Origin of the sequence: Rhodococcus sp. D-46 (assembly GCF_011290655.1) — a bacterium.
Taxonomy (GTDB): domain Bacteria; phylum Actinomycetota; class Actinomycetes; order Mycobacteriales; family Mycobacteriaceae; genus Rhodococcus_F; species Rhodococcus_F qingshengii.
The window spans coordinates 25,365-40,516 of the sequence record NZ_JAANTF010000003.1 but is presented as its reverse complement, the minus strand read 5'-3'; the positions used below and the strand labels follow the sequence as shown (position 1 = coordinate 40,516).

Annotated in this window: 14 protein-coding genes and 1 riboswitch; of the genes, 5 read left to right on the top strand and 9 right to left on the bottom strand. The window is 61.8% G+C overall.

Annotation, left to right across the window (positions count from 1 at the left end; all coding sequences use genetic code 11):
- Nucleotides 1–153 precede the first annotated feature (153 nt).
- Nucleotides 154–1,113 carry a DMT family transporter gene (locus G9U53_RS08200; protein ID WP_058039281.1) on the top strand — a complete coding sequence of 320 codons (960 nt, stop codon included), beginning with the start codon at nt 154–156 and terminating at the stop codon, nt 1,111–1,113.
- Here the strand turns inward: G9U53_RS08200 and G9U53_RS08195 are convergent.
- On the bottom strand, nt 1,103–1,777 hold the full coding sequence (locus tag G9U53_RS08195; RefSeq protein WP_042450572.1) for a TetR/AcrR family transcriptional regulator: 675 nt from the start codon (nt 1,775–1,777) through the stop codon (nt 1,103–1,105). The two genes, G9U53_RS08200 and G9U53_RS08195, sit on opposite strands and share 11 nt — an antisense overlap.
- Nucleotides 1,778–1,935: 158 nt before the next feature.
- Between G9U53_RS08195 and G9U53_RS08190 the strand changes: the two genes are divergently transcribed.
- On the top strand, nt 1,936–3,438 hold the full coding sequence (locus tag G9U53_RS08190; RefSeq protein ID WP_058039282.1) for an MFS transporter: 1,503 nt from the start codon (nt 1,936–1,938) through the stop codon (nt 3,436–3,438).
- A gap of 341 nt (nt 3,439–3,779) precedes the next feature.
- Here the strand turns inward: G9U53_RS08190 and G9U53_RS08185 are convergent, their stop codons facing one another.
- Both G9U53_RS08185 and G9U53_RS08180 read right to left on the bottom strand, forming a co-directional pair.
- Entirely contained in the window at nt 3,780–5,387 is a 1,608-nt protein-coding gene (locus G9U53_RS08185; RefSeq protein WP_165638571.1) for an ABC transporter substrate-binding protein, read from the bottom strand.
- 134 nt (nt 5,388–5,521) lie between these two features.
- On the bottom strand, nt 5,522–6,100 hold the full coding sequence (locus G9U53_RS08180; protein ID WP_058039283.1) for a CGNR zinc finger domain-containing protein: 579 nt from the start codon (nt 6,098–6,100) through the stop codon (nt 5,522–5,524).
- Between the two features lie 63 nt (nt 6,101–6,163).
- On the opposite strand from G9U53_RS08180, the gene G9U53_RS08175 reads away from it, so the two are divergent.
- Nucleotides 6,164–6,541 carry a hypothetical protein gene (locus G9U53_RS08175; RefSeq protein WP_042450525.1) on the top strand — a complete coding sequence of 126 codons (378 nt, stop codon included), beginning with the start codon at nt 6,164–6,166 and terminating at the stop codon, nt 6,539–6,541.
- 93 nt (nt 6,542–6,634) lie between these two features.
- Complete coding sequence (locus tag G9U53_RS08170; RefSeq protein WP_042450522.1) at nt 6,635–6,979, top strand: hypothetical protein; 345 nt, start codon at nt 6,635–6,637, stop codon at nt 6,977–6,979.
- Here G9U53_RS08170 and G9U53_RS08165 read toward each other — a convergent pair whose 3' ends face one another.
- Both G9U53_RS08165 and G9U53_RS08160 read right to left on the bottom strand, forming a co-directional pair.
- Complete coding sequence (locus G9U53_RS08165) at nt 6,980–8,191, bottom strand: saccharopine dehydrogenase NADP-binding domain-containing protein (RefSeq protein ID WP_058039284.1); 1,212 nt, start codon at nt 8,189–8,191, stop codon at nt 6,980–6,982.
- A complete protein-coding gene (locus G9U53_RS08160) occupies nt 8,184–9,182 on the bottom strand; it encodes an alpha/beta hydrolase (protein ID WP_058039319.1) in 999 nt (332 codons plus the stop codon). The genes G9U53_RS08165 and G9U53_RS08160 overlap by 8 nt, the downstream gene beginning before the upstream one ends.
- Before the next feature lie 143 nt (nt 9,183–9,325).
- On the opposite strand from G9U53_RS08160, the gene G9U53_RS08155 reads away from it, so the two are divergent.
- Entirely contained in the window at nt 9,326–10,204 is an 879-nt protein-coding gene (locus G9U53_RS08155; RefSeq protein WP_058039320.1) for a DNA-binding transcriptional regulator, read from the top strand.
- Here G9U53_RS08155 and G9U53_RS08150 read toward each other — a convergent pair.
- The 4 genes from G9U53_RS08150 to G9U53_RS08135 form a co-directional block, all read right to left on the bottom strand.
- Entirely contained in the window at nt 10,183–10,797 is a 615-nt protein-coding gene (locus tag G9U53_RS08150) for a hypothetical protein (protein WP_058039285.1), read from the bottom strand. The genes G9U53_RS08155 and G9U53_RS08150 overlap by 22 nt on opposite strands.
- Nucleotides 10,798–11,007: 210 nt before the next feature.
- Nucleotides 11,008–12,333 carry an aminotransferase class V-fold PLP-dependent enzyme gene (locus G9U53_RS08145; protein ID WP_003941108.1) on the bottom strand — a complete coding sequence of 442 codons (1,326 nt, stop codon included), beginning with the start codon at nt 12,331–12,333 and terminating at the stop codon, nt 11,008–11,010.
- A gap of 53 nt (nt 12,334–12,386) precedes the next feature.
- Nucleotides 12,387–12,501, bottom strand: a riboswitch (SAM riboswitch).
- A 60-nt stretch (nt 12,502–12,561) separates the two neighbouring features.
- Nucleotides 12,562–14,097 carry a helix-turn-helix domain-containing protein gene (locus tag G9U53_RS08140; RefSeq protein ID WP_054187864.1) on the bottom strand — a complete coding sequence of 512 codons (1,536 nt, stop codon included), beginning with the start codon at nt 14,095–14,097 and terminating at the stop codon, nt 12,562–12,564.
- Entirely contained in the window at nt 14,094–15,152 is a 1,059-nt protein-coding gene (locus G9U53_RS08135) for a DUF917 domain-containing protein (protein ID WP_058039286.1), read from the bottom strand. Before G9U53_RS08135 ends, G9U53_RS08140 begins: the two co-directional genes overlap by 4 nt.

Sequence of the window (15,152 nt, the reverse complement as noted above, 5' to 3'; positions counted from 1 at the left end):
AGCACATAAACCATTGCAGGAGAACGAATAATGCGTCCCCAGTCTCGGATCACCTACAGCATCATGACACACTCAACCTTATACCTACGGGGGGTATAGGGTAGGTCTGGCATCGACCATCCATGTCCGCGTGGTCGTCGACGAAGAGGAGCAATGAAGAACTGGAAAGCAATCGGCAGCAGCCGATTCGCCGTAGTTGGAGCTTTGCTGTTGGTCGGCATGCTTTGGGGAAGCTCGTTCCCTCTGGTTGCTGTGGCAGCACCAACTCTCGGCGCCGTCGGCACGACGCACGGCCGCTTCATTGTTGCAGCGTTGGTTCTCGCGCTGATAACTGCTTCCAGCAGATCGACCTGGCGCGCGGTCCGTCATCGGTTTCCTGCATTCCTACTGCTGGCTGCCCTCAACGTCGCTGGGCCCCTGACACTTGTCGCAACTGCGATCGTCGGCCTCAACTCGTCGACGGCGTCGATCCTGAATGCCACGACTCCGATGTTCAGCGTATTCGTCGCCGCTTTCTGGCTTCGACAAAAGATCACCTGGCGAAAACTCTCGGGGGTCGCGATCGGCATCGTCGGTGTCTCGGTGCTTGTCGGCGGAATTCCGTCAGCGATCGACAGTCGCGCAATGCTGGCCATTGGCGCATCTTTGACCGCGGCGCTGCTGTACGCAGTCGGAGGTGTCTACGCACGAAAGTCGTTCCAGGACACTCCACCCCTGACTCTGGCCCTCGGCCAGCAACTTGCCGCGGTCGCCCTCTTGGTGCCGGTGTCCGCCGTCGCTCCCCCACCGGGGCCCATAACCGTCGGCCCTCTAATCGCCGTGGTAGCCCTGGGGCTGGGGGCTACGGCCGGTGGCTACCTGGTCTACTTCTGGATAATTCGTCAGGCGGGTCCAGTCGCGGCATCGGCCGTCACGCTTCTCGTTCCGATTTCGGCATCAGCTATCGGAGTGCTGTGGTTGAACGAACCTGTCACCTTCGCGCTCGTCGGCGGGCTCGTCGTCATTCTTGCCGGAGTCGGCTTGCTCCTGGATCTTCCACCGACGCGAGATCCATCCCGCAGGGTTGCCCCGGGGCGGGCGGCTAGCGCGGACAAACGGCCGGTCAGCGGCTGATCGGAGCAGTCCAAAGTCCGACCAGCGCGTCGACGAGATCGGTCGTGAAGTCCTCCCATGACGTGACCGCGTCCGGCCCCTCTTCGGCAAGCGTGCGCTCGCGTTCGGCGAACATGTGCACGATCGCATTACGCCCGATGTCCGCGCGGGCGCGTCGAACACTCATCGGCATGTCAGTCAGACAGGCTGAAAGTCCGCGTAGCGTCTCCTGCAGAGTAGGCGAGGCCAGCACCTCGTCGTAAACGATTTTCCGCAGGACCGGGTCGGTGAGAATCTGCGCGCTGAACCGCGCATACCAGGTCGGGCCACCCATTTCGGCGTAGTGATCGGTCGACGCCCGAACCAGACACGAAATCCAGTCACGAACATTTGTGGACCCTTCGATCTCACGCAGCAGTTCGCCACGGTTCTTCTCGACCTGCTGGGAATGCTTGTTCACGATCGCGCGGACCAGATCGGTCTTGGTTCCGAAGTGATATCCGACGGCAGCATTGTTGCCCTGACCTGCCGCGTCGCTCACCTGACGGTTCGAAACCGCGAAGACTCCATGTTCTGCGAACAACTGCTCGGCGACGGCGAGAATGCGGTCTCGGGTTGCAGCAGAGCGCGCGGAATTTGCGGCGCCGCCGACATCGGCCGACGCGTCCTCAGTCCTCGTAGTCATGGACACCATCATCCTCGACCATCCGAAGCTGCTCGGCACCGGAGATATTCGTCACGATCGGAGGCGCACCCTTCCGTTAAGTCAGTCACTTGATTTAACTTTAGTTCAATCAAGTGACTTAAACCATTATTCGTTCTTCCTCCGATGGAGTTACCGCAATGTCGTCAACCACTTCTCCACCACCGACAACGCCGCCACAGACAACGAAGTCGCCATCCACCACCGCAGTGGTGGCTGTTCTGGCGTTTTCCGGCATCGTCGTCTCCCTCATGCAGACGCTGGTCATCCCGATCATCCCGCATCTGCCCGAGTACTTGAACGCGCCGGCGTCCGATACCGCGTGGGCTGTGACCGCCACGCTGCTCGCAGCTGCCGTCGCCGTCCCGACCATGGGCCGCTTGGGCGACATGTTCGGCAAACGGCGTCTACTCCTGATCAGCATGGCGCTGTTGGTAACCGGTTCGGTGGTCGGAGCACTCAGTTCGAGCGTTATCCCCCTCGTTGCCGGCCGAATCCTGCAGGGCCTTGCTGCCGGCGTCATTCCGCTGGGCATCAGTGTGATGCGCGACGTGCTTCCGCCCAAGAAGCTCGCCGGCGCTGTTGCGATGATGAGCGCTTCACTGGGAGTCGGTGGCGCTCTAGGTCTTCCGATCGCGGCTTTGATCGCCGAGTACGCCGACTGGCACGTCCTGTTCTGGGCGTCAGCCGTGCTCGGCGCTCTTGCGGCCGTTCTTGTTGTCGTCCTGGTCCCCGAATCGACGGTTCGCACAGGTGGCACGTTCGACTTCGGCGGGGCAATCTCGCTCTCAGCCGCCCTCATCGCTCTACTACTGGCCATTTCCAAGGGTGGCGACTGGGGTTGGACGAGCACGCTCACGCTTTCCTTGTTCGGCGCCGCGATCCTGATATTCGGATTCTGGGCTTGGTGGGAACTACGCACCCCCAAGCCGCTGGTGGATCTACGCGTATCCATCCGCCGCCAGGTGCTCTTCACCAACCTCGCATCGATCGTGTTCGGATTCGCGATGTTCGCCGCCAGCATGGTCTTTCCCCAGGTAGTCCAGTTGCCTGAAGTCACTGGTTACGGCCTAGGCGGTTCGATGCTCACCGCAGGTCTGGTCATGGCTCCCTCCGGCATCATCATGATGCTGATCTCTCCGCTGTCCTCACGCATCACCAATTCGCACGGCCCCAAGGTGACGCTCATGCTCGGCGCCGTTGTCGTCGCAATCGGTTACGGCATCGGCATTTTCGCCATGCACTCGATTTGGGAACTGATCGTGATCGCCGTGATCATCGGCGCCGGTACCGGTATGGCTTACGGCGCGATGCCCGCTCTCATCATGGGGGCTGTTCCTCCGTCCGAGACCGGTGCAGCCAACAGCTTCAACACCCTGATGCGCTCCCTCGGTACATCATTCGCCAGCGCCATCGCGGGTGTCGTCATCGCCCAGATGACCATGTCCATCGGTGGGGCAACGCTGCCGTCGGAGAACGCTTTCCGCGTCGTCATGGCCCTCGCTGCCGGATCCGCCGTCATCGCACTCGTCCTGGCCGGTTTCCTCCCTCGGTTCGACGGCTCCAACTCCCGCAAGGAGATTGGTAGCGAACACACCGATACGTCCCCGACCACGTCGAAGGAATCCGTCCCGACGCACTGAGCAAGTGCGCAACACACACAGCACGGCCCCGGCGGAGTCCAACTCCGCCGGGGCCGACGCGTTTCACACATTTTGCGGTTGATACACCTGCAGACGACAGTTTCGTGACATGCTCCGTTGAGATGGGTGCTCGTTCGATACTCGGGGAAAGGATGCCGCGATCGCCGCTCCTCGTGCTGACGTAGCCCTTGCTGTCGCCGCCGCTGCCGTCCTGGGCATAGGCGTCGGTGTCCTTCTTGCCGATGTCGTCGCCGGCCTGGCTGCAGGTGCGGGTGCTGCAGTGGTATTTCGGTTTGCTCTTCGGATGATCAATACCCGAAAGTGAGCGTTTGCCGAGGGTCCTACTTCAGGACACGGATCGCCGAGCCCGGAAGGATTCCGCTCGATGGCGGATAGATCGACGTTGCCCCGTTGAAGAACATGTGAGCGGGAGTCGTGGATACCGGCAGCAGGTCGACGTCCTTGAACAATGCCCGCTCACTTTCCTCCCAGACCTTGCAGGACTCGTCACCGGGAAGAAGCGAAGCCTCAGTGGACAATTCGATGTACTTCTTGTTGTCGAGGGAAGCGAAGTTCACTCCTTCAGGTTTGGGCGGGCCGGTGAAGTACTTGGCAAAGATGCTCGGCGTATCACTCCCCAGCGTCAAACCGATGGAAACGTCCCACGACGACAGGTCGGTGGTGCTGAATGTGTTGGCGATGACAAAACTGTAGTCGCCGCCGGTCAGTTTCACTCTCGCGCCCAGTCCTTCCCACTGTGTTGCCACGTATTCCGCGGCGGCAGAGTTCGTATCGCGTGAGTTGTTGAAAATCACGTTGAGGGCAAGCGGTCGCCCGTCCTTCGTCAGGATGCCGTCGGGACCCGCCTTCCAACCTGCGTCGGACAGCGTTTTCTTTGCTGCATCGACGTCGAAATCGGGGATCGTCCCTTCGACACTGTTGTAGTCGCAGGCAAGGGGTTCCGAAACCGCGAGGGCGCGTGCGCGGGTTCCTTTACCGCCGGTGGTGATCTCGGTGTAGTCGTCCAGGTCTACTGCCTGCACGAGGGCCTGCCGTACAGCACGGTCTGCCGTGGGTAGGGCCGCGAAATGATTGAAGATGAACTCGCCGGACAACGTGGTGTAGGTCTTCGAATCCAGACCCGCGGCCAAGACTCGTTCCTCGTCCGAACCGGTGACCGCTGCGGCATTCACTCCGCCGGTGAGAACAAGATTCGCCGTCGTACTGGGATCGGTGACAATCTTTATCGTCACTGTCTTCGGCACTCCGAGAGTGTCTGAAGTGGTCTCGCCGTTCGGACTCCAGGTGTAACCGTCGCGGCGTTCCATCGTGATGTGATCGTTCGGAACAACTTCGGTGACCTTGAACAGACCCGTTCCGTTGCTACTCGAACGGATGCTGGCCGGGTCTTCGAGCGTCGCAGCGCACGGAAGCCGCAACGCGCCGATTCGAGAGAGCAGGAAGGGCGCTGGCTCGGCGGTAGTCACCGTCAGTTCGTCACCGTCCGCTGAGGCCGAAGTCGACATCGGCACAGTGGATCCGCGTAGCGGTGAAGCGTTTTCAGGATCCATGACCCAGTTGATGTCATCGGCCGCGGTCTGTGCGGTGAAGGAAGTGCCGTCAGCACAAGTGATGCCCTTCTTGAGCACGAACTTCAGCGCGTTCCCTTCTTCACTCCAGCTCTCCGCCAGATAGGGACGCACAGTGCGTGTTTGCGCGTCGATGTCGATCAACGAATCGTACGAGTACGCGTTCACGATCTGAGTCGACGTAAGGTTGGTGATCAGAGGGTGCAGATTTCCGGGATCGGCGTTGATGACAGTCGTGAAACTGCCGTCCTTTGCATACTCACCGACTGAACCTTCGGGACTGGATGCGCCGCCACACCCGGCCAGGGTGAAAACGCCAACGCTGATAACTGCTGTCGCGGAGACAGAACGGGCTTTCATACGAGCCGCCATCTACTAGGAGTTGCCATGGCGACAATCGTGCGGGACTGACGTGGTCTGTATCTCGTTGAAGTTCCCCATACAGTCGGCCGTACTCTGTTCGATTGTCACTATCGACCGGGCAAGCGCAGACGCTAAGTACGACGCTGCCGTTGACGGTGATTCGCGACGTTGATTCGGTTGCCGCACAACGCCGGCATGCAGTATCGGCGTCGCCCTCCCCTGCTCGTATCGACAAACACCCCGTTGCACGTCGGCGATGCGCATGGACGGAATCGTTCGTACCCCAATGTGCGCAGAGTCCCCAGCAACGAGTAGCCGATCAACAACGCAAGCTCACCCGCGAGATCGATTCTGCTGTCCGGTACCGCATTCCATCGATAGCCGTACTGGGCATCAGGCACGAGTCGAACGTGATGCGGGACAGTCTGCAGGAATTGATCAGTGCGATCAACGAGCTCATCAGAAGTCGGAGCATCGAGAATCGAACGAATCTCCTCTCTGAGTGCCTGCACGTCGGCAAGTTCACCGCTGGTAAGCCGACGCCCGTTGCGGAGCGCATCCGGCGAGAGTCCATGTTCATCCAGTAGATCGTGAAGCGCCTGGGGGTCAGCCAACGCGTCACCTGCCTCCACCCAGACCCGGGGCGAGGTGTTGACCAGGTCGGTCGCGAACGACGCACCGACGACGTAATCGTCTAAAACTACTTGCATCCCTTACCGTCCTGCCCTACCGTAATTGAATAACCTAACTTTACACCTTACGGAGGCGGCGGGATGGAACATTGCGCAGACCACAGGCTGCCCGAGATACTCCGAGACACTCACCACCGATTGCGCCGCGCCGGTACCGTGGCATCGCAGACACCCGTCGTCGCTGCCGATCTCTACTGGTCGATCGGCGCGCTCGCCCAGTGCCTGACCGCGATGGACGAGGTCATTTCACAACTTGGAATCAATGCCCGAAAGCAGTTGCGCGCTGGAAAGTTCGACGTCCAGAGCGGACCGTTCGAAGGAGAGCCCGACGCCGCCCTACTCACCGCAGTTCTTGCGCTCGCCAGAGCATCGAGTAGTTGCGAACCGGTTCAGGCGGCAATCGGCAACGCTCAGATCGCGGTGAGTGATCTCGTCGTCTCAAGGCCCACCAGCGCTTGACGCCCGCGCTCGCAGCCTGTCCCAATAGAGACTGTATGGTTGGTTTTCAGGCAGCCATCGAGAGCATCGACCAGCAGGAACCGGGTTATCACTGTGAGTGCAGGAACATCGACAATCTACGAGGACCGAACCGTCCGGATCGACGATCAGGGCGTCACGATCCGCCACTACTACTTTCCGTTTGTCAGCAAGTTCGTCCTGTACTCGCAGATCGAATCCGTCGACCTCGGAGTCATGTCATGGCTGAGCGGACGCCTACGAATCTGGGGAACAACAGATTTCAGCTCGTGGTACAGCCTGGATCTTTCACGCCCGTGGAAGGAGACCGCGGTGGTACTCACTCTCGCCGGCCACGGATCGCCTTCGTTCAGCCCCAAGGACGCCGATCGCGTCGAGACCGAAATCCGCAGTCGCATCGGATCACACGCCGCGAACTGACTAGCGGAACTCGGATTCGACGGTGACGATCTCACTCCAGTCGGTTCGATCGAACAACCGCGCCAGCGCAGTGAACAGAACTTCCGGGTCGACGACGCTCTCGGGTGAGTGCACACCGATCCGATCCGAAATCGTTCCGTCGGCGAGCCGGGACACCACCTGAGCAAGGCCGAGCGCCAAGGGGATTCCGGTTGCACCGGCCATGTCCGACAGCAACTCCGACACCGGTGAATCGTCTGCAATCCGGGCCACGACGCGCATCTTTCGACCTTCGAGCGCCCCTGTCGCCGAGGCGAAGAACAACGGCAGGGATCCGTGGCCGGCGCGCGTGAGCATTCGAGGCGCAGCGCGGATCATCCGTCCGAGCGAAGGCTTGCCCAATTCTTCGGCGGCCGAGTCGAGATCGATTCTCCCCTTGTCGATGTCGGCGCGGAGAACGTCGAGAAACGCCACGGTTTCCGGTGTGATGACCATCAGATTTGCCGAATGCCCCGCAGGATTGATGGTCCGATGAAACATCACCGGCTCCGGATGCCCGACCACGTAAGCGTTCCCCCGACGTCCGCCGGGCAGTTCGAGTGCGATGGAACGCAACGGTTCTTCGTTGACGATTCGCCCCGCACGAACCACCGGAACCTGGCCGCTGATCTGCTGCATCCAGTGAACGGCGGCTGCACTCAATGTGTCCACCGACTCGTCCTCGCCCTCGACATCAACCGGCCAGGCTGTATACAGATCGTCGACCACGTCCAATCGCGAGACTGCCATCGCGGCCAGGAGGTTACTCATCCCGGGACTTGCGCCCATGCCGACTACCGCACAGATTCCGGCTCCCCTCGCGGCACAGTCCAATTCCAGCATGTCGACGGCCGGCTCCCAGTCGTCGCAGATGTCGAGATAGTGAGTCCCGGTCCCGATCGCTGCCTGGAGAATGCCGACGCCGAAACGGAAAAACGGTCCGACCGTATTGACGACCACGTCTGCGCCGTCAAGCAATTCACGTAGCGTGCGACCGTCCGTGACGTCGATGCTGCGCGCCTCGACCTCCGCTGAGGCCTGCGCCAGTTCAACTGAAAGACGCTTCGCAGCATCGATATCGCGATCCGCGACTACTACCTTGCCGATTCCCGGCAATGTTGCGGCCAGACGCACTGCTGCCGAGCCCATGGCACCGGCACCACCCAGTGCGACAACCGTGATTCCGTCAGCCATGAATTCCCTCCAAAAATGCAGTCTGATCCGCTAGATAGCCGGGAGCGAAGATCGAACGGGGAGCAAGAACGGCCACCAGAGCCGACATCAATTCCGAGTCTTCGAGGTCCTTCTCCACAATCGAGTGAGTGGCGTCGGGGTACTTCTTGACCACCAGCTGCCCTGGCGAGTCGAGTAATTCGCGGTACACCCTTTCGGTATCAGCCACGTCGACGTTGACGTCTTGTCCGCCGATGATCAAGAGCACCGGAACCTTCACGGTTTCGAGATCGGCTCGCGCATCCGAGAGGTAGTTCTTTCGGATGAAGTTCCACCGGTCTTCGGTGAGACCGTCGGCCTCGCCGGAGGCCACGAGATCGTCGAACGATGCATCACGGGCCAACTGATTTAAGTTCTTCGCACGATCGACCCGCGCTTTCTCGAACTCGTCGGCCGACGCATTTCTCTCGGAAAGTTCGGCTAGGGTATTGAATTCGCCTTGTTGGAGCCAGTTGATCGCGGGACCCACGGCAATGACGAACGCTACGTCCGGGTCGAGGTTCACCACCTTGGGCATCACCCACCCTGCCTGGCTTGCACCCCACAGACCGATCCGAGACGGATCGATATCCGAACGTCCCCGCGCCCACTCGATTGCCGCTTCCGTTTCTGCCGCGCGATCGTCCATGCTCTGGTCGAGCCAATTGCCCGGTGCCCCATTCACCCCCGGCTTGTCCCAGGAGAGTGACGCGTACCCCGCCTTTGCGAACGCCTCCCACACCGGTCGATAGAACGTCTCATGTGTTGCATCGACCGGGCCGTCTCCGTGGACCAAAACCACGAGCCCGAAGGGACCGTCACCGTGTTCGGGCAGTGCAAGGACTCCCTGGAGCGGCACCGATCCCCCGGTGATCGTCACTTTTTCCTCACGGATGTCATAGGTGTTCTGGTACAGCGTCCAGCCCACCAGAGTCGCGATCAGAACAACGACCACCGCCAGGGAAGTAACCATCCACCTGCGTAAACGAGGCTTACTCTTGCCCTCGCTCATCGATTCCGCTGCCATCTTCCCGCCCTAACGTACGAATTTGAAACGATCGTATTGCATTCGATAGTACAGTTGTGGGCGAAGATGTCGAGAAGCGAGGAAAGGACATGGCGATGACCGACAGGGACGTCGATGTACCCACGAGGATCTTGATCGAGGGACTACTGCGCACGGACGGAACTGTCGACGGACGCACCCTCTATGCCACCGCCGACGCCCTCGGCAAAACTGATCAACAGGTTCGGCTGTGCATCAAGCGGTTGGTCACCGAGGGGAAGTTCACTCAGGAAGGTCGCGGGCGGCAGGCCACGCTACGAGCAACGCCGAAAGCCCTGCGCGAGATGGAACCCGACGTCGAATTCGTTCGGCTGGCCTATCGACAAGACCGCGACACTGTGACGCCGTGGGACGGGTACTGGCACCTGGCCGGATTCGCAATTCCGGAGTCGTCACGGAAAGGGCGAGATGCGCTGCGCACCAAGGTCGTTTACCTCGGCGGCGCGCTCGTCCAGGGCGGTCTGTACGTCTCGCCGCACGCCTGGGAACCGTATATTCGCGATGCGGCCGCCGAACTCGACGTCGAACAGCACCTGTCTTCTCTCACCACTCGAGATCTGAAAGTGGGCACTCTCGAAGACCCCGTGAAGATTGCCGCGCAGTTGTGGCCACTGGACCAGATCGCTGACGGATACGAACGGCTACTCGACGTAGCGACCGCACGCCTGCACAAACTGCAGAACAGTCCGGGTACCGATGCTGTCACGATGACCATCGAACTCGCGGCGGAATTCACGCGAGCCATGGAACCGGATCCGCTGTTGCCGCCGGAACTACTGCCCACCAACTGGATCGGCACGAGGGCTCGGTCGATCACTGCGCAGTGCTGGACGCTTCTGGCACAGGTGGACGGTGCCGACGAATTACCGTCGCTGTTCCACCTGTACGCAGATGCAATCGGTGACGATCAGGATGCAAGCGTGCGCTGACGGGGCGGCAGTCCGAAACGCCCGAGAACCTCGTCGACTGCGGTGGACGGTGTGACAAGTCCGCGATCCTGAAGCCACGGAATGGTGCTGTCCACCAGATGCTCGAGCGATCGAGGCAATGCGAGAGGCAGCAACGTAACGCCGTCGGCGACCTCCGCAGCTCGGATATCGGCGATCAAACTGCCGAGACCGGAAGGCGTTCCGACGTAATGAAGCGAAACGGGAACCCGCGGCGAGGTCAACGCGCTGTCCAACTGCGCAAGCTCCTTACGAGCGGAGCGAGCCTCCGGCGCGATCAGAATCTCGAGATCGACCAGCACTGCGACGCTGTCGGGATCGCGTCCTTCTTCGGCGACGGCAGCGCGTATACGTGCGCGTTCGAGCTGTGCCTCACGCAGATCCGCAGCGCGAATCCGAACCACATTGGTAGGGAATGAAGCCAAATCGAGAGCCTTTTCACCCTCGGTGAGGTCCACCCAGTAGTCGCCGCCGATGATGGGCAGGTTGCCGGGTGCGCCCTCAGCGGCCGGATGGTGACCGAATCCGGTCAACTCGACCGCTACGTGCAGAGAATGCGAAGCGAGTGAAGACATGTGAGACCTCCGAAAATCAGAAAAGTATGGGATGAGCGAGACGAATCGTCAGCTCGAACACATTCCTGAAGAGGTGCGGCACAGATCGACATGGCGACGGCACCACTGACCGAGAGTGATGCTCACTCTCGAAGGGGTGGCGGGAAAATCCGCTGGTGCCATGGCTGCCATGCTAGTTGTCCGTTCGAGTTTTCGGGGACCGAGCTCAGCTCAGACGCACTCGGCTGCGCCGGCATTGTCGTCTGCGGCTCCGAGGAAGGGGCGGGTCTCGGGCACAGGGTTCCACGCACCTGCCGTCTTCGCGTACTTCCAATCACGCTGATTCGAAACCAGGATGTTCACGGCGTCGACCAACCGCGTCACGTCGTCCGAGCTGCTACCGAGGCCGAGGCTGGCGCGAACTGCACCGCCGGAGAGGCCGAGGCGCGCGAGAACCGGATGTGCGCAGAAGCGACCGTCGCGAACTCCGATGCCGTGCTCGGCGGAGAGGAATGCGGCGATCTCGCCCGCTTCGAATCCGTCAACGGTGAAGGTGACGATTCCGACGGCGTCAGGAGCGTCGTTCCACAGTCGCACGAGTGAGACGCCCTCGATGGCGGACAAGCCGTCAGTGAGCTGGGCGGTGAGCGCCTTCTCATGCTCGGCGATCACGTCGAAGTCCAGGGCGTGCAGGGTTTCGCAGGCGGTCGCGATGGCAGCCGCACCGAGCACGTTGGGGGAACCCGCCTCGTGGCGTGCGGGCGCGCAAGCCCACTCGGTGGATTCGATGGTCACCTCACGCACGGCGCCGCCGCCGGCGAGGTACGGCTGAGCTTCGTCGAGCCAGTCACGGCGGCCGACGAGAACGCCGGCGCCGAAGGGCGCGTACAGCTTGTGGCCCGAGAACGCTACGTAGTCGACGCCGCATTCCTGCAGGTCGATGCGACGGTGGGGAGCCAACTGAGCAGCGTCGACGAGGATACGTGCGCCGCAACGGTGAGCGATGTCAGCCAAACGTGCAATCGGCAGGATCTCACCGGTCACGTTGGAGGCCCCGGTGATTGCGAGCAGCGCGGCAGGCTTGGTGCACAGTTCACCGATCAGACGCTCGATCGTTTCTTCGATGGTGTCTGCGGCGGTGACGATACGAGCGTCGTTCCACGGCAACAGGTTTGCGTGATGCTCGACGTCGAGGACGACGGTGCTGCCGGGGACGCACTGCGCAAGCAGGTTCAGCGAATCGGTGGTGTTCCGGGTGAAGACGACAACCTGATCGTCGGCACAGTTCACGAAACGAGCAACGGATTCACGAGCGTTCTCGTAGGTGAGCGTGGAGATCCGGGACGCGTAGCCGGCACCGCGGTGGACGCTGGCGTATGTCGGCAGCAACTCGGCGATACGGTCGGTGACCTGGGCCAATGCCGGCGCACTCGCGGCGTAGTCGAAGTTGGCGTAGGAGCATTCGCCACCCTGAACCAATGGAACCTGCAGGTCGGCACCCGAAACCTTGGCAATCGCGGTGGTGCAGCAGGTGTCGGCACTCAATACAGCAGTCATCGAAGACAATCCTCACGTTCAAGGACTCGTTCGTCGGGAGATGGCCCCGGAAGAGTCCGCGCTTGCCGCATTCGTTTTCGAACGCAGCCGGGTCGTCACCCGGAGCACCCCACCGCGGAGGAGGGTTGCCGACCAGCAAGCCGGGGCTGAACACTGGTACTCGTGACCTGGCAACGAGGATGGCAGGAACCTCCCGTGCTTGTCAAGACGAAGCCGCGAAGATCTCCGTCAGGGCGCGATGGTCCGGCAAGCAAGGTGGAGCGCGAGTCTCGTTTCCGGATCTGCGAGATCCACCGAGAGAAGGCGCTGAATTCTATCGATCCGACTCGATACGGTGTTGCGGTGCAACCCCATTCGGGTTGCGGTGTGAGCCAGAGACGATTCTTCGTCGAGGTACGTCGACAGAGTCTCGAGCAACTCTCCATTGGAATCGCGTAGCGGTGCGAGCAATGCTGCGGCCGCAGGCTGGAAGGTGTCGGTTCGCGTCCACGCCAGCAGCAACTGCGCCAGCCCGAGGCGGTCCACGTGCAGGAATCGACCTGTTTGAGATCGGGAACCGGCGAGCCGAGCGGCATCCCCGGCCTCCGACAGGGACGAACCGATTCCGGCCGGACCGTCGTGTGCGCGTCCCACACCTACCCAGGTCTCCATCGTGGGTTCCAACCTGGCCTGAGCTGCACGGATGCACTCGGCGATCCTGGTGATCGCCTCCGGTCGCGGCTCGCCTGGCAGAGTCGTCCACGCCGCCCAGCCGTCAGCCTGTTCCACGACATTGGCGTCGATTCCCTCGGCGGCGAGAGCATCTGCAACCTCGCTGCGTCTTGCCACCAGGTCGACCTCACCGACCGCCAGGACTTTGATGCCGATGTGCCATCCGTCCAGCATCCAACCCGCGTCGAGTGCGCGCCGGAGCAGTCCGGGTGTGGCGTCTGCTGACGTGTCGATCAGTTCACCGAGCAACGCGCTACGCCGGCGCGCTTCACGCTCGTCGACCATGCGCGCAACGGCCAGTCGGTGCCCGGCAGCCAACGAGGCCACGTCGAGAACCACTGAGAGAGAAGCCTCTTCGACGCTTTGACGCACCGGGAGTAGCACCGCCAGCCAGGGCTCTCGGGCTGCGCCGGACATCACCGGGCACGCAATCAGGACCCCGCCGGAGTCCAATTCGACCGTGGTGGGCGCCCCGCGACCCGACAACATACCGGCGGCTGCTCGATCAGTGTCTGACAACAGGTCGGCGCCGGTCATCGGACGTCCGGACGAGTCCAGGAGAAAGAATGAACGCTGAAAAGTGTTCAGTAGCACCGACAGAAGATTCTCGACGCTTCCTCCGGCTCGTTGGCCCGCGTGTGTCGCCCGCAGTACTGCGTCGGCCATCACCGCCCGCGAATTCGAGAGAAGATCACGAAGATCCACGCTGAACTGCCACGGGTCGGATACTCCGAGCACCACCAGTCCGAGCCGATCGGCAAGCAACGAGAGATTCGCATCCTCCGCCGCAGTGCTGTGCACAGCGACCACCTGGCAGCCGGTCGCCGCTGTGCGCCGAAGGAGAGCGTCGAATCTCCACTCCCCGATGTCGATTCGATCGAGAATCACCAGAACTGATCCTGAACTCGCCGCATCCGACACGGCCTCGGCCGACTGTGCCGATTCCCCGGTGAGTGCTCCCACTGTCGTCACGACGGGATCACCCTCCCCGGCCAGTCGATACAGCCCGACAAAGGCCGGGTTGTTCAGCAACGCCGAAACACTCGCGCTCATCGCGCCTCCATCAGCACTGCGTCGTGGTCGATCCCGAATGCCCGCGGGCCGACAACTTTCAATCTGCCCACTTCTTCCGCCCACCACTGTGGACCGGGAAGAACCAACACGGCCACATCGTGCCCCTGGTGCACGGATTCACACGAGACGAAGGCGCCGGTCCGCACGTCGAGCAACGTCACGATGTCCGGGCACGTTGCAATCATCTCGCCGTCCAACGCGACGGTCAGGAACTCACTCTCGAATTCGACTCGTATCACCGCAGAACCGTGCTCGAGAATCACGCTGCCCCGACGATCTCCGGTGTCCGGACGACTACGACGCACCGCACGCACCCGGCCTGCCCCCAGTACTCGAGCCCCGGAGCTTTCCGCGATCTGCCGCCAGCTGCCCAGTGCCCCGATGTGCTGACCCAGTTCGTGCGCCCGAGACAGAGTTCCCGGAATGCACGCCTCCTGCACCGTCCGCGCATCGATCGACGCGATCGCCAGAGCACCCCAACCGCTGGTTCTCCCGATCAACGACCGCACTGCTACCTCGGCGCCGAGCACATCCACTCCGTCGACGACGGTAATGAGGCCGCCGGGCTGGGCGAGTGTGACCGGGCACAATTCCAACCCGGCTGCGGCGAGAGAGAAGTGATCGAGCCGCGGCATCGCTCGACCCAGCAGGTCCGCGTCGACCACGGGAATTCCCAACGCCAACGCCGCAGCAATGCCGGAGAGAGCGTTGAGTCCACCGCCTTCGAAAGTCATCACCGCGGTCGGACGCTTCCCGGTCCAGCGCGTCAAAGCTGCTGCAGTATCTGCAAACTCACGCCCGGAGGGCAATTGCTCCTCCAAGGCCAGGGCCGATCCGACGATTCCCACCGGCATCACCAATGCCTCCTCCGGCAACTGGTCCGGCGCGATGACCTCCACCGAAGTAGACGTCATCAGTGGACGCAGCAATTCCACGAACAAGCGTGGATCGCCGCCCCCGCCGCAGCCCAGGACCACCGCCCCCGCTGCGATCGCGTCGAGGTCGGCCTCCCGGACCGCGTGCAGCCTGCTCAC